Genomic DNA, 22,811 nt, shown 5'->3' with positions numbered 1-22,811 from the left:
TGTTTATTCTTATAAAAGTTAAGATTTTTTATTTTTTAAAAGCACTAATATTGGGGTATTAAGCTAATTAATTCGGTTCCTTTTATCTCAACTGGGCGTCGAGTTCTTTAGCCAGTTGTTTTTGTAATTTATTCATTACTTTATCTATTTGTTTATCAGTCAAAGTTTTATTTTTATCTAAAAAAGTAAAACTTACTGCATAACTCTTTTTGTTTTCTGGTAATTCTTTTCCTTGATAAACATCAAATAAATCAACAGACTGCAAACATTTTTTCTCCGTTTTTAAAGCCAGCTCATAGATTTGCTTAAATTTTACGGAATCATCCACTAATAGGGCAAAATCTCTTCTTGAAGAAGGATATTTGGGAATAGGTTTATACTTAATATTTGTCTTGCTAATTAATTCTATTATGGCGTCCCAATTAAAACAAGCCGTTAGTACTTCTTGTTCTATATCAAACTCCTTTAAAATTGACTTTTTAACAACTCCAAAATTTACTAAATTGATATTCTTTATACTATAGGTTAATCCTTCTGATAAATCATTAGAATTGGTAGGGACAATATTAAAATTGGTTATATTTAATCGTGACAATATACCCCCTACAACACCCTTTAAATAGAAGAAATCAGTTGGTTTCGTAGTCTCAAACCAATTATCTTCATTTCTGTTTCCAGTAACAATTAGCTGTAATTGCTTATTTTCTTTGTATCCTTTTTTATTTTGATAAATCTTCCCGAATTCAAAAAATTTAAGATCGGTATTCTGTCGATTTATATTATAGGCGATAGCTTCCAATCCGCTAAACAGCATAGATTGGCGCATTACACTTAGTTCTTGACTTAGTGGATTTAGGATTTCTACATTTTCTTCTTTTACCAGATCTTTATTTAGAGCGGTATAATCTTTGGTTAGTGAATTGGCCATCATTTCGTGATAACCTTGGGCCACTAATTGTTGAGCGATAAGATTTTGTATTTTAAAATCTTCATATCGGTTAGTGTTGGCTATGGTTGCATTTAGTTTTTCGCTAAATTCAATATTATTATATCCATAAACCCTTAAAATTTCTTCAATTACATCAACCTCTCTTTGTACGTCCACGCGATAGGCAGGAATTGTAAGGCCTAAACCGGTTTCTGTAACGTTATTGACGCGAATATCTAAAGATGCCAAAATAGACTTGATTATGCTAGGATCTAATTCTTGCCCTACTAAGGAGTTTATTTTTTTAAACGTTAAAAATACTTGAAAATCATTTATTTTTTTTGGGTATATATCATCTAAATCACTAGAAACAAAGCCTCCTGCAATTTCTTGAATTAAAAGGGCTGCTCGTTTTAAGGCATATTCTGTAATGTGAGGATCTACACCGCGCTCAAATCGAAACGAAGCATCAGTGTTTATACCATGTCTTTTAGCTGATTTTCTCACGCTTACCGAATTAAAGTACGCGCTTTCTAAAAATACGGTAGTAGTTTTTTCTGTCACCCCAGAATTTAAACCTCCCATAATCCCTGCCATACAAATAGGGCCGTTTGCATCACAAATCATAAGATCTTCTTCGTGAAGCTCACGCTCAACACCATCTAACGTCGTAAATTTTGTTTTTGCTGCGAGCGTTTTAACTTCAATCTTGTTACCTTTAATAGCTTTAGCGTCAAAGGCGTGAAGCGGTTGACCAAGCTCATGCATTACATAATTGGTGGCATCAACAATATTGTTTTTCGGAGTAATTCCTATTGCTTTTAATTTGTCTTGTATCCACGTGGGAGATGCTTTTACTTCAACATCAGAAAGGGTAATACCGCAATAACGAGGAGTTAATTGATAATCTTGAACTTCAATTTGTACGCGGTGACTACGTTTCTCTACATGAAAACCGCTCACCGATGGGGTGTTTAGCGAACCGTTGATGTCGTGTCTTAGCAAACCAGCTTTTATGTCTCTTGCGACACCAAAATGACTCATAGCATCAGCGCGATTAGGGGTAAGGCCAATCTCAAAAATCTTATCATAGGTTATTTTAAAAACCTGATTTAAAGGTGTGCCTGGTTTTAATTTACTATCTAGCACTAAAATCCCTTCATGACTTTGTCCTAATCCTAATTCATCTTCGGCGCATATCATTCCAAAGCTATATTCACCTCTTATTTTACCTTTCTTTATTTTCCAAGCCTCTCCTTTATCATCATACAATTGGGTCCCAATGGTAGCCACCGGCACTTTTTGACCTTCGGAAACATTTGGGGCACCACAAACAATTTGTAAGTTTTCCTTTTCACCGATATTAATTTGGGTAAGCTTTAATTTATCGGCGTTGGGGTGCTGGATACAAGAAATGACTTCGCCTACTACAATTCCTTCTAAACCGCCTTTTACCGACTCATAATCATCAATACCTTCTACCTCAAGACCTAGGTCTGTAAGTAAAACCTCCATTTTTTCTGCACTCCAATCTGTTTTAATAAATTCTTTAATCCAGTTATATGAAATTTTCATAGGTAATCATCTTGTTTTATGGGGAGCAAATATAAAATTTATTTTTTCATTAAAGCTTTAAATATCCATTGGCTTCGGTAGAATTCTACAATATTATGAATTTTTGTTTAACTGATATATTTCCAATTTTTTTTGTTTTTGGTAATATTCAAATAGGTGTTTTTTACCCGGGTATGTTCAGTGAGTTCTAATCGAGCATCTTTTTCAATAATTTTCTTTGCCCACTGACGGGCTTGTTGTAAGATATCTTGATCTTGAACAATATCAGCAATTTTCATTTGTAGTATACCACTTTGTTGGGTGCCCATTAAATCTCCAGGTCCACGCAGTTTTAAATCAACTTCAGATAGTTTAAAACCGTCGTTAGTTTGAGTCATCGCCTCTAACCTGGTTTTGCTATCGTTAGAAAGTTTTTGCCCTGTAATTAAAATACAAAAACTTTGTTCGGCACCACGGCCCACCCGTCCTCTTAATTGGTGTAACTGCGATAAACCAAAGCGCTCGGCACTTTCAATCACCATTACACTTGCATTGGGTACGTTAACACCCACTTCTATAACCGTTGTAGCTACCATAATTTGGGTTTCACCTTTTACAAAACGATTCATCTCAAACTCCTTGTCAGCTGGTTTCATTTGCCCGTGAACCACCGAAATTTGATATTCTGGCATAGGAAAATCTCTAGCAATACTCTCATACCCATCCATCAAGTCTTTATAATCCATATGTTCACTTTCTTGAATCAACGGATAAACAATATAGACTTGTCTACCTTTTTTAATTTCTTTTCTGAGAAAATGAAATACTTTTAATCTATTACTATCATAGTGGTGAACCGTTGTAATAGGCTTTCTACCGGGCGGAAGTTCATCAATTACAGATATATCTAAATCGCCATAAAGACTCATGGCAAGGGTTCTTGGAATTGGCGTAGCGGTCATGACCAGAATGTGAGGGGGTAATTGATTTTTGGTCCATAATTTTGCCCGTTGAGCAACTCCAAAACGATGTTGTTCATCAATAATAGCTAAGCCCAAATTTTTAAAGACAACCTTATCCTCTAAAAGTGCATGGGTACCTATAAGTATTTTGAGTTCTCCCGACTCCAGACCTTCATGAATTCTTTTGCGGTCTCTAAGCTTAGTTGAGCCAGTTAATAAATCTAGCTCTATATTCATAGGTGCACAAAGTTCTAGTAACCCCTGATGATGCTGAGTAGCTAGAATTTCTGTTGGCGCCATTATACAAGCTTGAAAATCATTATCTAAAGCTAATAAACAAGATAAAAAAGCTACCATTGTTTTCCCAGAACCAACATCACCTTGTAATAGCCTATTCATTTGAGCACCAGTGCCCATGTCATTTCTAATCTCTCGTACAACTCGTTTTTGAGCATGAGTTAAGGTAAAGGGCAAATGTTGCCCATAAAACTCTTTAAAAAATCTGCCTACTTTTGTAAAGTTATAGCCCTTAATTTTTTGTTTCCTAATTTTATTCTTAAGAATCAGTTGTAACTGAACATAAAATAATTCTTCAAATTTAAGCCTATACTTGGCTTTAGCTAACAACTCAGCGTTTTTTGGAAAGTGTATATATAAAAGGGCTTTTGCTTTAGGCATTAGGTTTAGCTCCTTTAGAAAATAATCGGGTAAAGTTTCAGAAAATTGCTTGTAAGATAACTTAATTAGATTCTCTATGGCTTTAGAAATAATCTTATTACTCACGCCACGCTTACTTAGTTTTTCTGTACTTGGATAAATGGGCTGCATCAAGCCACTTAAACTTTTTTTCTGTTCTTCAAGGCTTTTAAGGTCTGGATGAGGCATAGAAAATTGCCCGTTGAACCAATTAATTTTACCAAATATAACATATGCTGTGTTTAATTTTAGCGATTCTCTTATCCATTTAATACCCTTAAACCAAACCAATTCTAAGCTACCTGTATTGTCTGTAAAACTAGCGACCAAGCGTTTGGTTTTACCCTGGTCAATAGTCTTAAAATGCGTGATTTTGCCTACAATTTGTACTTCTGCATCATTTCTTTGTAGTTCGTTTATCTTGTAATATTTAGTTCTGTCAATATACCGGTTAGGAAAGAAATGCAATAAATCTGAATAAGTATAAATACTCAGTTCTTCCTTTAACAGTTTAGCCCGATTTGGACCAATTCCTTTGAGGTAATCTATTGGAGTTAATAAATAAGTTGAGTTCATAGGGCTAAGATAGTTTTTGTAAAAAGTTTTCGCAACTACAATGCCCTTAAAATAGGTTAATTTAAACCAATTAATTTTGTATTTTTCAACACCAAAACGCTTTTATGAAAAAGATTTATTTGTTGTTTCTCCCTTTTTTCTTTACGGAATTGATTTGTGCTCAAAATCAGACACATTTAGACATTAAAAATATAAGTGCATTTTTAAAAATTAGCCCCGTTAAAAAGCAGGTGGCCGGTGAGGTAGAACTTCAATTTATCTTAAATAAAGCATGTGATTCTATCTTTTTAGATGCTAAAAATATGAAAGAAGTAGTTTTGAAAACCCCACAAATATCCGTGAAAACTACATCGCAAAAAATATGGTTTTATAACGATTTTAAGGTAGATAGTTTGTATTCAATTCAATTTAAATACCTGGCAAAACCCCAACAAACCTTATATTTTAATAATTGGGAAACTCCAGAAAGAGCTCAAATTTTCTCGCAAGGACAAGGTAAATACACCTCTCACTGGTTACCTAGCTTAGATGATATGAACGATAAAATAGAATTTGATCTAAGTTTTGAAGCACCCCGAGATTATACCCTAATTAGTAACGGAAAATTAATAAGCAAGAATGATTTGGAGGAGGTGTCCCGCTGGACTTATGATATGCAAAAACCGATGAGCAGTTACTTGGTAATGTTAGCTTTAGGGAAATTTGATTATAAAAAGATACAGAGTAAATCAGGCCTCCCCATTTACTTGTATTACGCCCCAAGACATCAAAATTTGGTTGAACCTACTTACCGGTATACCCAAGAAATTTTCGATTTTCTAGAGTCAAATATTGGGGTGGCTTATCCTTGGCAAAATTACAAACAAGTACCCGTTAAAGACTTTTTATACGCTGGGATGGAAAATACAGGAGCTACAGTGTTTTCGGAGCAATTTTTAACGGACTCTATAGGCTTTGTTGATCAAAATTATGTCAATGTAAATGCCCATGAATTGGCTCATCAATGGTTTGGCAATTTAATTACTGAAACCAGCTCAACGCATCATTGGCTGCACGAGGGTTTTGCTACTTATTATGCGTTGAAAGCAGAGCGAGAAATTTTTGGTGACGATTATTTCTATTATTCTATGTACCAAACCGCAGAACGATTATCTGAAGCGAGTCAATCGGGTAGAGGAGAAGCGCTTTTGAATACAAAAGCGAGCTCACTCACCTATTACCAAAAGGGAGCGTGGGCGCTATTTTTTTTAGAAAATAAATTAGGCGAGTCAGTTTTTAAAAAGATTGTGAAAAGTTTTTTAGAAAAATATGCTTACCAGAATGTTAGAACCGAAGATTTTATAATGCTAGCCGAAGAAATTTCAGGCAAGGATTTAGGTTGGTTTGAGGAAAAGTGGTTATTAGCAAATACATTTCCTTCTTATGAAGCAATGAGACTTTTAAGCACCAATGAATTTATGCAAAAATATTTAGCATTAAACGCATTAAGAGAGCTTCCACTAGAGCAGAAAATTAAAGATTTAAAGAATGCACTAAGCGTTCCAGTAAATGATTATTTGGGGCAAGAGGCAGTAATTCAATTGAGTTTAGAAAATACCCATTCACCCGAAGTGGTTGCTTTACTTAAAATGGCGCTTAAAAGCGAATCTTTACTGGTAAAACAGAGTGTAGCACTGCATATTGATAAAATTCCGCCCACTTTAAAAGAAGAATATGAGCAATTGCTATATGAAAAATCATATACCACACAAGAAGCTGCACTTTTAAATTTATGGATCAATTTTCAAGAAAATCGAGTGAGTTACCTAGATCAATTAAAAGACAAGCACGGTTTTTACAATAAAAGTTTACGGCACCTCTGGTTAGGTTTACATCTAGCAACTCCGTCTTATGATCCGCACAATAAATCGATAATCTTTCAAGAATTGAATCAGTATACCAATGCTCTTCATGATATTAGTATTAGACGAAATGCTTTTTCTATAATAAGGCAAATTAATTTATGGTCAGATGAAAGTTTACTCAATTTAATAAAAGCTACTCAGCATTATAATTGGCGTTTTTATAGCTTCGCGCGTAATTTGATTAAAGAATTAACAAAACAAAGAGAGTTAAAAGAACAGATAATTGCTCTCAGCCAACAAGTAGAATTTAGGAATAAACAATTTTTAAAAACAATTTTAGATTAATGAAGGCATTGGTTATTTCGGGTGGGGGTAGTAAAGGCGCCTATGCAGGAGGTGTAGCTGAATTTTTAATTCGTACACAAAATAAGAAATATTCTATCTTTGTTGGTTCATCTACGGGTAGTTTATTAATTCCTCACTTAGCTATCGGTAAATTAGATAAGCTGTACAATACTTATACACAGGTTACGCAATCAAGTATTTTTAGTATAAATCCTTTTACCATTAAGAAAAAAGAAGATAGGGAGTATGTAGGTATTAATTTTATTAACACCTTAATCCAGTTCATTAAAAATAAACGTACGTTTGGAGAGAGTAAAAACCTACACAAACTCATACGTCAAAAAATCACACCAGAAGAATTTCGATTGATTAAAGAAAGTGTAACCGATGTAGTGGTCACCGTTTCTAATCTTACCAAAAACAAGGTGGAGTATAAATCGATAAAGAATTTTAACTATGATGAATTTTGTGAATGGATTTGGATTTCTTGTAACTACGCGCCATTTATGAGTCTGGTTAAGAAAAATGGTTGTGAGTACGCCGATGGAGGTTTTGGTTCATTAGTACCCATTCGTGAAGCAATACGGCGTGGTGCTACAGAAATTGATGCAATTGTGTTAGAATCTGAAAATATGGAACATAATAAAGTACTGGGGAACAACCCTTTCTCGCTTATGGTAAATCTTTTCGGATTTATGCTCGACCAAGTTGAACGAAGTAATATAATTGAGGGAAAGTTGGCAGCCATAAATAATAATGTAACCCTAAACCTATATTACACACCTAGTAAATTAACAGAGAATTCATTGATTTTTGACAAAAAATTAATGTCAGAATGGTGGCAGCAAGGTTACTTATATGCACAAAAAAAAGCAGCTCATTTAGAAGAGAATGAGCTGCGTTAGGATATTTTTATTCTAAAGTTGAAAAGCTTACCACAAGCCTTTAACTTCTTGCTTAATGTAGGCCAAACCAGTTTGACTAGGTGAACTTTTTTCCATCATTTCAGATAAAATAATTTCTCTTAACTTAGTAGGAGAGTCAACACTCTCGCTCATATTGGTTTTTCGAATAAGAGCAATTGTTGCGTTTTTGGTAGCTCTAATCGCATTCCAGCAACCTTCACTTACATAAATCTGTTGCGAGATATTGTGTTCAAATTCTTGTTCTATGTGATGTATGAGTAAATTTTCATACTCATTTTTATCTTCACTAGTTGGTTTTATTCTAATAAGCAAACTGCCTGGATCTATACGTTCAAGTAAAATTGTTAGTCGTTCTAGTGCTTGTAATCTAATGGGTAAGGTTTGTTTACTGTTTTGCCTTCGCAGCTCAAACAATTGTTTTTTATTTTCAGCTTTAAAATAACCATCAAAGAAATAGTAGCTTATTAAAGCCACTAAAATAGCCGGTAACAAGTAAAAAGCTAGTTGTATTAAGTTTTCTTCCATAATTAATATCTTACTGTATCTTTTTTAACGTCTTCTTCAGATTTTTCTTTTTGATAATTTCCTCCAAGGTAAGGACAGTTTTGAATTGCTTCCATACCTTTAAATTCAACCTTAGTTTTATGATACTCATAGGCATCTGCTAATGTCTTGGTGAAATCTTGATCACTCAGGTTAATGTTTACATCATCCATAGTAAATTCACAAGGGTGTTCATAACCACAAGCGTGCGTAATTTCTAATACTTCTTTTCTAAAGTTTTTAAAATAAAAAAGATTTCGCTTGGCTTTGTCTTTGACATCAATGCCGCGTTGCAACCATTTGTTTTGTGTTGCAATACCAGTAGGACAGGTGTTGTTGTGGCAAGATTGGGCCTGTATACAACCTATACTAATCATAGCTTCGCGTGCAACGTTTATACAATCTGCTCCCATGGCAAAGGCCATAATAGCCGAGGAGGGAAAACCTAATTTACCACTACCTATAAAGAAAATATCTTTGGTGAGATCATAATCTTTAAATATTCTATAAACACTTTTAAATCCATAGGCCCAAGGCACAGCAACGTGATCGGCAAAACTAGGAGGTGCAGCACCTGTACCTCCTTCACCGCCATCAATACTGATAAAATCTGGTCCTTTTCCTGTTTCTTTCATCAATTCAGCCAATTGCTTCCAACCTATAGTTTTACCAATTGCGGCTTTTACACCAACTGGTAGGCCTGTTTTGTCTGCAATGTCTTCGATGAAATCAACCATTGAAGGAACATCGGTGAAAGCCGAATGATATGGGGGTGAGATAACATCCTTATTTAAGGGGACATGTCTAATTTCTGAAATCTCTTTGGTAATTTTAGAAGCTGGTAAAACACCTCCTTTACCAGGTTTAGCTCCTTGTGAAAGTTTAATTTCTATTGCCCTAATTTGAGGGTTGTCTTCGCACAGTTTAACGAGTTTATCCATACTAAAATTTCCTTCATCATCACGAATTCCAAAATAACCCGTTCCTATCTGTAACATTAAATCGCCGCCTTTTTTATGGTAAGGAGATACACCTCCTTCGCCTGTGTTGTGAAAAGCATTGGCCATTTTTACTCCTCGGTTTAAAGATTCAATAGCTTTCGCCGATAAACTTCCAAAGCTCATAGCCGAAACATTTATTGCCGAAGCAGGCCTATATGGTCTTCTGCGATTTTTCGAAAGACCCATTACCTTAGCACAAGGTAAAAAATAAGGATCATTTACATTTGGATGATTTTCGGGCAATCTATAGGGCATCATCGCATTATTGATAAAAATATAATTAGTTGCGTAAATGTCACGATCACTTCCAAAACCCTCATAATTATTTTGATTTTTTGCCGAAGCGTAAATCCAACCTCGTTGAATCCTATCAAAAGGCAATTCTTCGCGGTTGTTTGCCACGATATATTGGCGAAGCTCAGGACCAATACTTTCTAACATATATCTGAAGTGTCCGACCACAGGAAAATTTCTCGTGATAATATGCTTTTTGTTGAAAAACAAATCCCGTATCGCAACTATAAGCACCACAATAAGTAGCCATTGCCACCAGGCAAGGTTACCTAAAAAATCAAGAATAGCATCCATTAAATTTGAATTAAAGCAAAATTTTATTTTTGGACTAAGGTATTTAATTTATTCGGTAAACTAAAAAGTTTTTATTTTTATATCTCTAGAACTTTTATGAGTTTAATTTTTAATTTTTTGATAAATTCACGCCTCAAAAAAAATGCATTGTGAATAAATTTATAGAAGGACTTAATGAAGCGCAAAGAGCTCCTGTTTTACAAAAAGACGGAGCAATGATTGTTATTGCTGGTGCTGGATCTGGAAAAACTCGTGTACTTACATTTAGAATAGCGCACCTTATGCAACAGGGAGTAGACCCTTTCAATATACTTGCTCTTACTTTTACCAACAAAGCAGCTAGAGAAATGAAGGCGCGAATTGCAAAAATTGTAGGTGCGAGTGAAGCTAAAAATTTATGGATGGGTACATTTCACTCTATCTTTGCTCGTTTGCTTCGTATTGAAGCCGATAAGTTGGGTTACCCTTCTAATTTTACAATCTATGATTCTGAAGATTCTCAAAGATTAATTAGAACTATAATTAAAGAGAAAAACTTAGACAAAGACATTTATAAGTATAAACAAGTATTTTCTAGAATTTCATCTTTTAAAAATAGTTTAATTACTGTTAAAGCATATTATGCCAATCCCGATTTGCAAGAGGCCGATGCTATGGCCAAAAGACCACGACTTGGTGAAATTTATGATGAGTATGTAAAAAGATGTTTTAAGGCGGGAGCAATGGATTTTGACGACCTTTTGCTTAAAACCAATGAATTGCTAACTCGTTTTCCTCGCGTTTTAGCTAAATATCAAGATAGGTTTAGGTATATATTAGTAGATGAATACCAAGATACCAATCATTCGCAGTATTTAATTGTTAGGGCGTTGAGCGATAAGTTTCAAAATATATGTGTTGTAGGTGACGATGCTCAGAGTATATATGCCTTTCGCGGAGCTAATATCAACAACATTTTAAATTTTCAAAAAGATTATGAAGACGTTAAAACTTATCGTTTAGAACAGAATTACCGCTCCACTAAAAATATTGTCAACGCGGCCAACTCGGTGATAGACAAAAATAAGGTAAAGCTAGAAAAAGTGGTGTGGACTGATAATGATGATGGTCCTAAAATTCAAGTCAACCGACTTCTAAACGACGGGGAAGAAGGTCGATTTGTTGCTAGTTCTATCTTTGAAAACAGAATGAATAACCACCTAAGCAATGGCGATTTTGCCGTACTTTATAGAACCAATGCACAAAGTAGAGCTATAGAAGACGCGTTAAGAAAGCGCGATATTCCTTATCGCATTTATGGAGGAACTTCATTTTATCAAAGAAAAGAAATAAAGGATGTTTTGGCTTATCTACGGGTTATAGTAAACCCGAATGATGAAGAGGCCTTAAAAAGAATTATCAATTATCCCGCTAGAGGTATTGGGGCGACTACCCTAGATCGCTTAATTCTAGCGGCAAACTCATATGATAAATCTATATTTCAAATCATTGAACATTTACACGAGCTCAATACTGGAATCAACTCCCGCACAAGAGGTAAATTAACCCAATTTGCTACGATGATAAAGAGTTTTCAGGTTACCGCAAAAAATTCTGATGCTTTTGTGCTTACCGAAATGGTAGCTAAAAAAACAGGATTGGTTCAAGAACTAAAAAAAGATGGGACGCCAGAGGGAGTTGCGCGTATTGAAAACGTTGAAGAATTGCTTAATGGATTAAAAGATTTTGTCGAAGAGCAAAAAGAACTCGCTGATGCTACGGGTAATATTTCTGAATTTCTTGAAGATGTCGCTTTAGCCACCGACTTGGATAATGCAACAGATGATGAAAATAAAGTAGCGCTAATGACCATCCACCTAGCAAAGGGCTTGGAGTTTCCATATGTTTATATTGTAGGTTTAGAAGAGGATCTATTCCCTTCAGGGATGAGTATGAATACGCGATCTGAACTTGAAGAGGAACGCAGGTTATTTTATGTTGCCTTAACAAGAGCAGAACAAAAAGCTTATTTAACTTACACACTGTCTCGTTACCGTTGGGGAAAACTTATAGATGCCGAACCTAGCCGTTTTATAGAAGAAATCGACGAGCAATATAAAGAATATCTCATGCCGCCCGATGAACTAAGAGGTAATTCATTTGTGAATCCAGATTTATTTGGTGAGGTCGATAAAAGTAAATTAAGGCAAAATAAGCCAACTCCAGGAGTGCCTCCTCCAGCGCATAAGCCAAGTGAAGAGCAACTTCGCAAATTAAGAAAAATAAGACCTCAAAACAGCCAGAGTACCGCAAAAATAGATAAAGAAGTACTACAATTAGAAGTAGGTGCCGCGGTTGAGCACTTACGTTTTGGGCGGGGTAAGGTAGTAGGATTAGAAGGGGTTGGTCAAGATAAAAAAGCAGAGATAAATTTTGAAAATGGAGGGCTCAAAAAGTTATTACTTCGCTTTGCTAAATTAAAAATTTTAAGTTAAGCTTTAGCTGAATACCTAAACGAAAAAAGCTTAAAGGGTATTTGAAATAGGACATTTCCTATAAGACATCAATTACAACAAAAAGCGAAAAATTATCGCCTTTTGTTGCTAAAACTAAACTTATGTTATGAAAATGTAAAATTCAATAGATTTTCTTATTGATAACATAATTTTAATAGTATTACTACTATCTTTGCAAGTAAAGATAACGCTATGAATAAACTGGTTAATCAATTACATTTTGTTATTCCACCAGTTATTTACCTTAAAAATCCGTTAGAGACCGCGCTCGGACGTAAAATTCTTAAGCATTCTATTGAGTTGATGCAAGACCAAGGTTTAGACGGTTTTACGTTTAAGAAACTTGCCAATCAAATAGGATCTAATGAAAGCTCTATTTATCGTTATTTTGAGAATAAACATAAACTTTTACTATATTTGATTTCTTATTATTGGCGCTGGATAGAGTATAATTTGGTTTTAGAAACCCAAAGTCTAACCCAGCCCACCGCAATTCTTTTTAAAACGATAGAGATTCTTACCGATTTACCACAAGATTTACCACATCACGAAATCATATCTATTAAAAAATTACACGCTATAGTGGTAGAAGAATATGCCAAAGCATTTCAAGTTCACGATGTTGATTATGAAAATAAAGCAGGAAATTTTAGAGTATACAAGCAATTAGTAGAACGTATAAGTACAATTATTCAATTAACCTTACCTGATTACACATTTAAGAAATCGTTAGCACATCAATTGGTGCAAGGCTCTTTAAAACAACATTTTTTACGTAAACATTTCCCCAATTCAATTGAAGGCGAAGAAGAAAATGGGGTTCAAGAATTTTTTATGGATTTATTTAAAGATAAAGTAAAACTCTATGGAAACAAATAGAATACCAGCTTTAAAAAAAATAGTTAATTTATTAGCCTTAGATAAAAAGGATATTCTTCAAATATTATATTATGCTATTTTCGCAGGGATTATCAGCTTAAGCTTACCGCTGGGTATTCAGGCCATTATTAACTTATTACAAGGAGCTCAAATTAGTAGTTCCTGGATTATATTAGTAACCATTGTAACCTTGGGGGTTGGTTTTGCAGGAGGGTTACAAATATTACAATTGGATATTATAGAAAATATTCAGCAAAAATTATTTGTCCGTACCTCTTTTGACTTGATTTATAGAATTCCGAAAATAAGGGTAAGAGAACTTATTGATAAATATCCTCCCGAATTAGCTAACCGTTTTTTTGATGTAATAAATTTACAGAAAGGACTACAAAAGCTGCTTTTAGATGTACCTGCCGCAGTTTTACAAATATTGTTAGGATTATTACTATTAAGTTTATACCATCCATTCTTTATTGTGTTTGGATTCCTACTGGTCATTTTGTTTTATATTTTGCTGCGTTTTACCTTTGATAAAGCATTAGTTTCTAGTCTGCAAGAGTCAAAAAGTAAGTATAAGGTAGCTTACTGGGTGCAACAAGTAGCCAAAAACTACATCAGTTTAAAAATTGCCTCTAATAATATAGAATTAAATAAAAACAATAAACTAGTTGAATCTTATTTAGAGCATCGGCAAAACCACTTTTCTATTTTAAAAAGCCAGTTTAAAATAATGGTCATTTTTAAGGTTACGGTAACTGCTGGGTTGCTAATTATAGGAGGATTGTTGGTACTTAATCAGCAGATGAATATCGGACAGTTTGTGGCAGCAGAAATCATTATTTTGTTATTGATTAATTCTGTTGAAAAACTAGTATTGGGTCTTGAAACAATTTATGATGTTTCTACGGCCATTGAAAAATTAGAAGAAATAGGTGAAAAAAAGTTAGATTTTAACACCGATACTTTAAGTCAAGAGATTAGCCTTTTTCCATTGCATATTTTTAGGCTGCAAAGCAGTAAATTGAGCGTAGCTGATTTAGTCATAAACCGTGGTGACCAAATTAATGTGGTAGGGAACGATTTAAAAACCCGAGATCTTTTCTATTATCTTACTGGAGTTAAAAAGTCGAAAGATGGCAAAATATATTTTGACGGACGTGAAATCTATACAGTATCATTAAAAAATTACCGCAACTATCTTGGCTTAGTTTTACGCGACGACCAAATTTTTGAAGGTACCTTATGGGAAAATCTAACCTTAAACAGGAAAGACATTAAAGAAAAAGATGTTTTTTCTATACTTTCCTATTTTAATTTGATTGAAGAGATTCAAACTTTACCATTTGGCTTGCAGCAATATATTGTACCAAATGGTGATGTGATAACTTTTAAATTAGAACAGCTTATTTTTCTATTAAGAGCACTGCTTAAAAAGCCCAAGATGCTTTTTGTTGAGCACGCTTTTGCGAACCCCGACTCGTATTTAGAAAAATTAATTACTTATACTCGAGAAAATGAAATTACTTTGATTATATCAAGTAATCAAAAGCTTTCAAACCAATTAAAAATTGTTGAAATTAAAGAATAGAAGCTATGCGCAATTTTAATGATGATGCCTTTAATGCAAAAAATGAACTGGCCAGTTTTAGTGCCTACCAGCTTTTGTTCAAAAATAAGCATAGTGGCTACCTTACTAAAATTTTACTCTTTAGTTTTTTGTTACTTTTTGTGTTTATGTTCTTACCATGGACACAAACCATAGCGGGTAATGGATACGTCACCACCTTAGAACCGAATCAGCGTCCGCAAACCATACAATCTGTAATACCCGGTAGCATAGAGAAATGGTATGTGCGAGAGGGAGATTATGTTCAAAGGGGAGACACTATTTTAAAAATAAATGAAATAAAAGAAGCATATTTTGATACCTTACTTATAAAGCGAACAAGTGAACAAATTGATGCTAAATCGGGTGCAGTTAATGCCTATCAGGATAAAATTACCGCTTTAAACAACCAATTAAGGGCGCTGCGACAAGAAAGAAGACTAAAGACTGAACAAAACAAAAATAAAATTAAACAAATTCAACTTAAGTATAAAAGCGATAGTATAGCCTTAGAGGCAGCTAAAATTGATTTAGCAATTGCTAAAAAACAATACGAACGAAATGAAGAACTCGAAAAAGAAGGCCTAAAGTCTTTACAAGATGTAGAGGAGAAGCTTTCTAAGTTTCAAAAGAACCAAGCCTATGTTATTGAACTTGAAAATAAATTACTCACCTATAGTAACGAATTATTAAATGCACAGATTGAAGCCAACAGAATTCAAGCTGAGTTTGATGATAAAATCAGTAAGGTTCAAAGCAATATATCAAGTACATCCAGTACTCAATTTGAGGCAAGAGCACAGGTTAGTAAATTAGAAAATACATTAAGCAACTACCAAGTGCGTCAAGATTTATATTATGTTACTTCTCCTATTTCTGGTTTAATCAATAAAACATTAAAGACTGGTAGAGGAGAGGCATTAAAGGCAGGTGAAAAAATTGTTACTATTATGCCAGATAATCCAAATTTAGCGGTTGAAACCTATATTGAGCCCTTAGATTTACCATTGGTACGTTTAGGTAGCGAGGTGAGAATACAATTTGATGGTTGGCCTACTATTATTTTTAGCGGATGGCCAAATGCTTCTTATGGTACTTTTGGAGCAAAGGTGGTGGCCATAGATAACAATATTAGTGCAAATGGAAAATATCGCTTGTTATTAGCACCAAAAGAAGATGAACCTTGGCCAGATGCGCTACGTGTAGGTTCTGGAGCTCGAACCCTTGCTTTATTAAAAAATGTGCCGGTGTGGTATGAAATTTGGCGAAATTTAAATGGTTTTCCTCCAGATTACTATGTTCTTGATAATAAATCCGTAAAGAAATAAATGAAAGCAATCAACTTTATTTGTTTTGTGTTATTATTAGTCTTTACCCCAATTAGGGTAACAGGTCAAGAAGAAATTTTTGGTATAGACGAGTATTTAGCACTTATAAAAAAACATCACCCGGTTATAAAACAGGCAAATCTTAAATTGTCTCAAGCCGAAGAAAAACTATTAAAGGCGAGAGGCTTGTTCGATCCAAAACTTGGTGGTAAGGTAAAACAGAAAGATTTTAAGGGTACAGGTTATTATGATTTATGGCAAGGTGAAATCAAAATACCAACTTGGTTTGGTATTGAACTTCAATCACAGTATAATTTGGCCGAAGGTTATTATGTAAATCGACAAAATATAACTCCAGAAGAAGGCTTATGGTCGGTTGGGGTTAGTCTTCCATTAGCCAAAGACTTGCTATATGATGACCGTAGAAATGCACTAAAACAGGCAAAAATTTTTCAAGATTCAGAAAGAATTCAGCGTGATATCAAAACCAATGAAATTTTAACTAAAGCCTTGAAGGCCTATTCTTATTGGATACTTTATTATGAAAATAAACAGGTGTATAAAACTTTTTTAGAAAATGCCATCATAAGAAATCAAGGAGTGGTTAAAAAGGCTTTAGCGGGAGATATCCCCACAATAGATACACTTGAAACACATTTATTTGTGAAAAAACAAGAATTGGCTTTTAACGAGGCCAAACTACAGGAGCAAAAAGCGAAATTGGCCGTATCCAATTTTTTATGGGTAGAAAATGTTCCCCTAGCTATAACTGATGAGTTAGTTCCAGATTCTAATATAATTATGGCCCAATTAGTACCTAATCTTATCGGTTTAGATAACTTTCAAGTAAACCAGCATCCTCAAGTTCAGTTGCTAGAAAATGATCTTACTGCACAAGACTATAACTTGCGTTTAAAACGTAATAATTTATTACCCGATTTACGCATAAACTATAATTTTTTAACCGAGCAATGGATCGACCGATCTGTTTTTAATGAAAATGATTACACTTTTGGTGTTGTCTTTAAGTTTCCTTTATTTTTAAGAAAAGAACGCGCAGACGTGCGCATAGCAAAATATGAGATTGAGAAATTAAACTATGAAAAATCGGCGCTTGCCTTTCGTTTAGAAAATGACATTAAGGCTCAACAGGTTTTAATTAATACACAGATAAATCAGCTTTATATTTTAGAAGAAATAGTAGATGGTAGTCAAAAATTAGTAAAAGCAGAGCAACGTTTATTTGCTCTAGGAGAAAGCTCTATTTTTTTAATCAATAGCCGTGATAATAAATTTATAGAGAACAGGATAAAACTTAATAAAGTTAAAAATAAATTAAATTTAGCTTACGCGGAATTGATTAGTCTTTTACAACCAAAAATTGATTAGCTTTAAGGTATCTTATAAATAGCAAATTTTTAAAACTGAATATTATGGCAGAATTGATAAAAATCTATGAAGAAAATCCATCTCCTAAGGCTATTAAACAAGCAGTTGATATTTTAAGGAATGGAGGTTTGATTATTTATCCCACAGATACCGTATACGGTCTAGGTTGTGACATTACCAATACGGCAGCTTTAGAAAAAATAGCACGCATAAAAGGAGTAAAATTAGAGAAGTCGAACTTTTCTTTTATAGTTGAAGATCTAAGTAATCTTTCGGAGTACGCAACTCTTAACAATCAAAATTTTAAACTTTTAAAAAGGAATTTACCAGGACCTTATACTTTTATTTTGCCTGGCTCAAGCAAACTACCTTCGGTTTTTAAAAAGAAAAAAACGGTTGGTATTCGCGTGCCAAATAATGCGATAGCTAAGGCGATTGTTAGTGAATTGGGTAATCCTATTGTCTCTACTTCTATAAAAGACGATGATGAAGTATTAGAGTATACCACAGACCCTTCTCTTATACTTGAAAAATGGGAAAGATTAGTAGATGCTGTGATAGATGGTGGCTACGGCGATAATCAAGCTAGTACCGTAATTGATTTAACAGGCGAACAACCAGAGGTTATTCGCGAAGGAAAAGGTAGTTTAGAGATTTTTTAAATCTAGCTCTAAAAGTAAAAGGCAACCCAAAAATGGGTTGCCTTTTACTTTATAACGCAGCTTTTTTAATTTTCTCAACAATTTCAGAGTTTACTAGAGTTGAAATATCCCCCATATTTTCTGTTTCTTTAGAAGCTATTTTACGCAAAATTCTTCGCATAATTTTCCCACTTCTTGTCTTAGGTAATTCTGGCACAAATTGAATTTTATCGGGTTTGGCTATCGCCCCCACATTTAATACAATTTTGTCTATAATCTCTTGTTTAAGTGCATCACTCTCTTGTATTCCATCATATAAAATAACAAAAGCATATAGTGCGTTGCCCTTTATTTCGTGAGGAAAGCCAACAATAGCACTTTCAGAAACAGCTTCGTGTTCTCCGATAGCATTTTCTATGGGTGCAGTGCCTAAGTTGTGACCAGAAACTATTACTACATCATCTACACGCCCTGTGATTCTATAATTGCCTGTGGCATCGCGATAGGCGCCGTCTCCAGTAAAATAATAATTGGGGTAAGTGCTAAAATAGGTTTCTTTAAATCTTTGATGATCATTCCAAATGGTACGTGCCATTGCAGGCCAAGCCGACTTGATGACCAAGTGACCTTCTGCCTTTTGTCCGTTAAATTCGATTTCCTCTCCTTGCCCATTTATCAATGCAGGCTCAACTCCAGGTAGGGGTAAAGTAGCAAAGGCAGGTCTTGTTGCTGTTACTCCCGCTAATGGGGCTATCATAATACTTCCTGTTTCTGTTTGCCACCAAGTATCTACAATGGGGCATTTTGTTTTACCTATATTATCGTTAAACCAATGCCAGGCTTCTTCATTGATAGGTTCTCCTACACTTCCTAAAACTTTTAAAGAGCTTAAATTATGTTCTTCAACGTGCCGTAAAGGCTGTTTTGCTAATGCACGAATTGCCGTGGGAGCGGTATAAAAATGGGTAATTTTAAATTTCTCTATAATTTCCCAAAACCGATTGTAATCGGGGTAACTGGGAACTCCTTCAAACATAAGACTTGTAGCTCCAGAAGCAAGGGGGCCGTATATAATATAAGAATGACCTGTTATCCAACCTATATCGGCGGTACACCAATAAATGGCATCAGCGTCGGTTTGAAATACATTTTGAAAGGTATAACTGGTTCCAATCATGTAACCTGCTGTTGTATGTACCATTCCTTTTGGTCTTCCGGTAGAACCCGAGGTATACAAAATAAATAAAGGATCTTCAGCATTTACGGGAGTGGCTTCGCAATCTAAACCAACTTGTTGCATCTCATCAAACCAGAAAGTATCGCGATTGGGATGCATTTGGGTAGGGTTGATGGTTCTTCTATATACAATTACATTTTCAATGCTAGGGGTGTTTTTTAAAGCTTCATCACAAATTTCCTTTAACGGAATTGATTTTGTACCACGAAAATATTCATTGGCGGTAATTAATAATTTACAAGAACTATCGTTGATTCGGCTAGCCAAGGCTTTACTTGAAAACCCAGCAAAAACTATGGAGTGTATTGCGCCAATTCGTGCACAAGCCAACATTGCGATTGCCAACTCAGGAATCATGGGCATATAGATGCAAACCCGATCTCCTTTTTGAATTCCTTTACGTTTTAAAACGTTTGCGAATTGCTTTACTTTTACCAGCAACTGCTTGTAGGTTATAATTCTAGATTCCTCGTTAGGATCATTTGGCTCCCAGATAATTGCGTTCTTATTGGGTTGAGATTCGGCATACCTATCTAAACAGTTCTCGGTTATATTTAGTTCGCCATCTTCAAACCATTTAATATTTGGTTCTTCAAAATCTGCTTTTAAAACTTTTGAATAGGGCTTTCTCCATATGAAGTCTTTTGCAATAGCATCCCAAAACGATGCGGGGTCTTGAATACTTGCTTTGTAAGCTTTTTTATAAGCGGCGAAAGATTTAATTTGATGATTCATACCAAAGAATTATATTTAAAAATTAGGAAAGTCTTTATAATTTAAAATTTCTTGATCTGTCCAAACAGAAGGGAAAAATTTCCGCTGTTGGTATTTAGGATGAAGGTATTTCATCCATTCAGATCCTCCTGTAGCAGCCTTACCTTCTCCTTTTTTATTTAAATAATGTTGAGCAGTGTTAAGGTGTACTATAGGCCAAAGCACATTATAGGCATTATCAAATTCTCTAACAGCTTCGAGTAAAGAATCATTTATAACACCATATTTATCAAGACGTTCAGCCAAGGTGTTTCCTTTTACGCTATCGGCTAAAGTAATAAAATCGGCTAAATATTTTTCTTCAAACTGTCTTAAAGTTAAAGATTTTTTACCCGTTTTACGGTTGTGTCCGGCATCTTTCCAGTAAATGTGTTCAAAATAATCTTGTGTGGTAGGTTTACTAGGTAGACGTTCACGCCCCTTAGCGTTTATAAGATTGATTAGGGGGGTACAATAAATTTCTAATATTCTAAATTGAGCACTTTGAAACCCACTTGCCGGTGTTAAGGTTGCTCTAAAAACATTATAATCGTCATAATCCATTCCAAAGCGCATTACATCAAAAGAAGTCATTAACATTCCCGTATACCGATTTAATCGAACTAGTTTTTCTTTGAAAATTTCTTGTTCGGGTAAATCACCATGAACCAGTTGTTTAATTTCATGAATCATTAGTTTTAAAACCAATTCGGTAATTTGATGATACATGATAAAGATCGCTTCATCTTTAAAATCTGTTCTTGGCTTCTGTAGGGTTAAAAGGGTGTCTACTTGAATATAGTCCCAATAGTTTATAGGTTTGGCTTGTAGCAATCCATTCAAATAATTCTCAGGATTTTCTCCCAAATTATTATATTTTTCTTCAATTTGCTGAATCACTTTATCCTGGGTACTCATAAGGTTTTTATTAGTGGTTAAAAGGTAAAAATAATTTTAAATTGTTAGAACTTATCGAGTGATAAAAATTCTTCATTAATTTAATTCTGAAATGTAAGGCTTTCTTGTTATTTTTACCAAGAAATTTGAAAATTATGGCAGAAGAAAATAAAATGGAAAGAATAAAATGCTTAATTATTGGTTCTGGACCCGCGGGTTACACGGCTGCGATTTATGCCGCAAGAGCCGATATGCAACCAGTTGTGTACACAGGTATGGAGCCTGGAGGCCAGTTGACTACAACTACAGAAGTAGATAATTTTCCAGGTTATCCCGAAGGGATCGATGGTCCAACTATGATGGTGCAATTGCAACAGCAGGCAGAACGTTTTGGTACCGAAGTAAGAATAGGTATGATTACCGAAGTGAAATTAAGCCAAGAAGTTGGAGGTGTTCACAAAGCTTGTGTAGACAACAAAACCTGGATAGAGGCACAAACAATTATTATTTCTACCGGTGCAACGGCAAAATATTTAGGTTTACCTAGTGAACAGCGTCTACGTGGAGGTGGTGTTTCTGCATGTGCAGTTTGCGATGGTTTCTTTTATAAAAACCAAGATGTGGCTATTGTAGGTGGTGGTGATACAGCAGCAGAAGAAGCTACTTACCTAGCTAATATATGCAATAAAGTAACCATGCTGGTAAGAAAAGACGAAATGCGTGCCTCTAAAGCTATGCAACACCGTGTTACTTCTACAAAAAATATAGATTTGCGTTATAATACAGAAGTAGATGAGGTTTTAGGAGACCAAGTAGTTGAAGGTTTGCGTATGGTTAATAATCAAACTGGAGAAAAAGAAGAAATAAAAATAACAGGTCTATTTATTGCTATTGGTCATAAGCCTAATACCGATATTTTTAAAGATCAGTTAGAGATGGATGACGCTGGTTATTTAATCACAAAGGGTAAAACTACAAAAACCAATATTCCTGGCGTTTTTGCCAGTGGTGACGTTCAAGATAAAGACTACAGACAAGCCATTACAGCGGCGGGTACAGGATGTATGGCAGCTTTAGATGCCGAGCGTTATTTGGCAAGCGTTGCAACACCAGAAGAAGAGGTTTCGGCTTCTTAATTTAAAGGTTTAATTATTTTAAAAAAAATCCGTATAATTAACTTTACGGATTTTTTTATACTTTTATAAAATCATAGTATTCAATAAAAAAATCCTCCAAAGCCAACATATTTTTATTAAAAAAAGAAATCACAACTTCCCAGGATTTCTTATTATGAATACTAACTTTTTCTTTTAATGGGATATATATATAACCGATATATTTACCTGGAATAACCTCGTAATTTGCGTCAAAAATAAAATCAGGATTTACCTCATCTAAAAGCAACTGTTTTATACTTAAAAATTTATCCCAATATATTTGCTGTTTTTCAGAATCGTGTGCGTCAATCTGAATTCCAAGATTTGCTTTTTTGGTATCAAAATTAAATTTAAGGTCAATCGCTTTAATTTTAGTATTGTACAGTATCCATTTTTTCGGACTTTGTTTCCCAAAATGAGTCCAAAACTCCTCTCTAATTTTTTTTGATTCCGATTTGCTAAACAT

The 22,811-nt window shown here is 34.4% G+C and carries 16 protein-coding genes; 9 read left to right on the top strand and 7 right to left on the bottom strand.

Annotated features, from left to right (window positions below):
* Nucleotides 1–82: 82 nt before the first annotated feature.
* Both pheT and recG read right to left on the bottom strand, forming a co-directional pair.
* On the bottom strand, nt 83–2,503 hold the full coding sequence (pheT, locus tag ACFSQ0_RS04345; RefSeq protein WP_379044656.1) for a phenylalanine--tRNA ligase subunit beta: 2,421 nt from the start codon (nt 2,501–2,503) through the stop codon (nt 83–85).
* 107 nt (nt 2,504–2,610) lie between these two features.
* On the bottom strand, nt 2,611–4,716 hold the full coding sequence (gene recG / locus ACFSQ0_RS04340; RefSeq protein WP_379044653.1) for an ATP-dependent DNA helicase RecG: 2,106 nt from the start codon (nt 4,714–4,716) through the stop codon (nt 2,611–2,613).
* 104 nt (nt 4,717–4,820) lie between these two features.
* Between recG and ACFSQ0_RS04335 the strand changes: the two genes are divergently transcribed.
* Together ACFSQ0_RS04335 and ACFSQ0_RS04330 are read left to right on the top strand one after the other, a co-directional pair.
* Nucleotides 4,821–6,905, top strand: a complete 2,085-nt coding sequence (locus ACFSQ0_RS04335) for a M1 family metallopeptidase (protein ID WP_379044651.1) — start codon at nt 4,821–4,823, stop codon at nt 6,903–6,905.
* Complete coding sequence (locus ACFSQ0_RS04330) at nt 6,905–7,810, top strand: patatin-like phospholipase family protein (RefSeq protein ID WP_379044648.1); 906 nt, start codon at nt 6,905–6,907, stop codon at nt 7,808–7,810. Before ACFSQ0_RS04335 ends, ACFSQ0_RS04330 begins: the two co-directional genes overlap by 1 nt.
* 27 nt (nt 7,811–7,837) lie before the next feature.
* On the opposite strand, the gene ACFSQ0_RS04325 is transcribed toward ACFSQ0_RS04330, so the two are convergent.
* Together ACFSQ0_RS04325 and ACFSQ0_RS04320 are read right to left on the bottom strand one after the other, a co-directional pair.
* Nucleotides 7,838–8,356, bottom strand: coding sequence for a DUF7935 family protein (locus tag ACFSQ0_RS04325; RefSeq protein ID WP_379044645.1), 519 nt, complete (start codon nt 8,354–8,356; stop codon nt 7,838–7,840).
* A 2-nt stretch (nt 8,357–8,358) separates the two neighbouring features.
* Nucleotides 8,359–9,963: an FMN-binding glutamate synthase family protein gene (locus tag ACFSQ0_RS04320; protein WP_379044642.1), complete on the bottom strand. Its 1,605-nt coding sequence runs from the start codon at nt 9,961–9,963 to the stop codon at nt 8,359–8,361.
* 149 nt (nt 9,964–10,112) lie between these two features.
* Between ACFSQ0_RS04320 and ACFSQ0_RS04315 the strand changes: the two genes are divergently transcribed.
* The 6 genes from ACFSQ0_RS04315 (at nt 10,113) to ACFSQ0_RS04290 (ending at nt 18,322) form a co-directional block, all read left to right on the top strand.
* The gene (locus tag ACFSQ0_RS04315; protein WP_379044639.1) at nt 10,113–12,437 is read left to right on the top strand and encodes an ATP-dependent helicase; all 2,325 of its coding nucleotides are present in this window, start codon (nt 10,113–10,115) and stop codon (nt 12,435–12,437) included.
* 213 nt (nt 12,438–12,650) lie between these two features.
* Complete coding sequence (locus ACFSQ0_RS04310) at nt 12,651–13,337, top strand: TetR family transcriptional regulator (RefSeq protein WP_379044636.1); 687 nt, start codon at nt 12,651–12,653, stop codon at nt 13,335–13,337.
* Nucleotides 13,324–14,925 carry an ABC transporter ATP-binding protein gene (locus tag ACFSQ0_RS04305; RefSeq protein WP_379044633.1) on the top strand — a complete coding sequence of 534 codons (1,602 nt, stop codon included), beginning with the start codon at nt 13,324–13,326 and terminating at the stop codon, nt 14,923–14,925. Before ACFSQ0_RS04310 ends, ACFSQ0_RS04305 begins: the two co-directional genes overlap by 14 nt.
* A gap of 5 nt (nt 14,926–14,930) precedes the next feature.
* Nucleotides 14,931–16,271 carry an HlyD family secretion protein gene (locus ACFSQ0_RS04300; RefSeq protein WP_379044631.1) on the top strand — a complete coding sequence of 447 codons (1,341 nt, stop codon included), beginning with the start codon at nt 14,931–14,933 and terminating at the stop codon, nt 16,269–16,271.
* Nucleotides 16,272–17,660 carry a TolC family protein gene (locus tag ACFSQ0_RS04295; protein WP_379044628.1) on the top strand — a complete coding sequence of 463 codons (1,389 nt, stop codon included), beginning with the start codon at nt 16,272–16,274 and terminating at the stop codon, nt 17,658–17,660.
* Nucleotides 17,661–17,704: 44 nt separating this feature from the next.
* Nucleotides 17,705–18,322, top strand: coding sequence for an L-threonylcarbamoyladenylate synthase (locus ACFSQ0_RS04290; RefSeq protein WP_379044625.1), 618 nt, complete (start codon nt 17,705–17,707; stop codon nt 18,320–18,322).
* Nucleotides 18,323–18,371: 49 nt separating this feature from the next.
* Here the strand turns inward: ACFSQ0_RS04290 and acs are convergent, their stop codons facing one another.
* Both acs and ACFSQ0_RS04280 read right to left on the bottom strand, forming a co-directional pair.
* On the bottom strand, nt 18,372–20,273 hold the full coding sequence (gene acs, locus ACFSQ0_RS04285) for an acetate--CoA ligase (RefSeq protein ID WP_379044622.1): 1,902 nt from the start codon (nt 20,271–20,273) through the stop codon (nt 18,372–18,374).
* A gap of 15 nt (nt 20,274–20,288) precedes the next feature.
* Nucleotides 20,289–21,209 carry a tryptophan 2,3-dioxygenase family protein gene (locus ACFSQ0_RS04280; RefSeq protein WP_379044619.1) on the bottom strand — a complete coding sequence of 307 codons (921 nt, stop codon included), beginning with the start codon at nt 21,207–21,209 and terminating at the stop codon, nt 20,289–20,291.
* Between the two features lie 134 nt (nt 21,210–21,343).
* Here ACFSQ0_RS04280 and trxB point away from each other — a divergent pair, with 134 nt between their 5' ends.
* Nucleotides 21,344–22,324 (top strand): thioredoxin-disulfide reductase, encoded by a 981-nt coding sequence (gene trxB, locus ACFSQ0_RS04275; RefSeq protein WP_379044616.1) that lies wholly within the window; start codon nt 21,344–21,346, stop codon nt 22,322–22,324.
* 55 nt (nt 22,325–22,379) lie between these two features.
* Here trxB and ACFSQ0_RS04270 read toward each other — a convergent pair whose 3' ends face one another.
* Nucleotides 22,380–22,811 (bottom strand): DUF4268 domain-containing protein, encoded by a 432-nt coding sequence (locus tag ACFSQ0_RS04270; RefSeq protein ID WP_379044613.1) that lies wholly within the window; start codon nt 22,809–22,811, stop codon nt 22,380–22,382.

Origin of the sequence: Mesonia sediminis (genome assembly GCF_042684705.1) — a bacterium.
In the GTDB taxonomy this organism is placed as follows: domain Bacteria; phylum Bacteroidota; class Bacteroidia; order Flavobacteriales; family Flavobacteriaceae; genus Mesonia; species Mesonia sediminis.
This window is presented reverse-complemented; position numbering and strand designations above follow the sequence as displayed.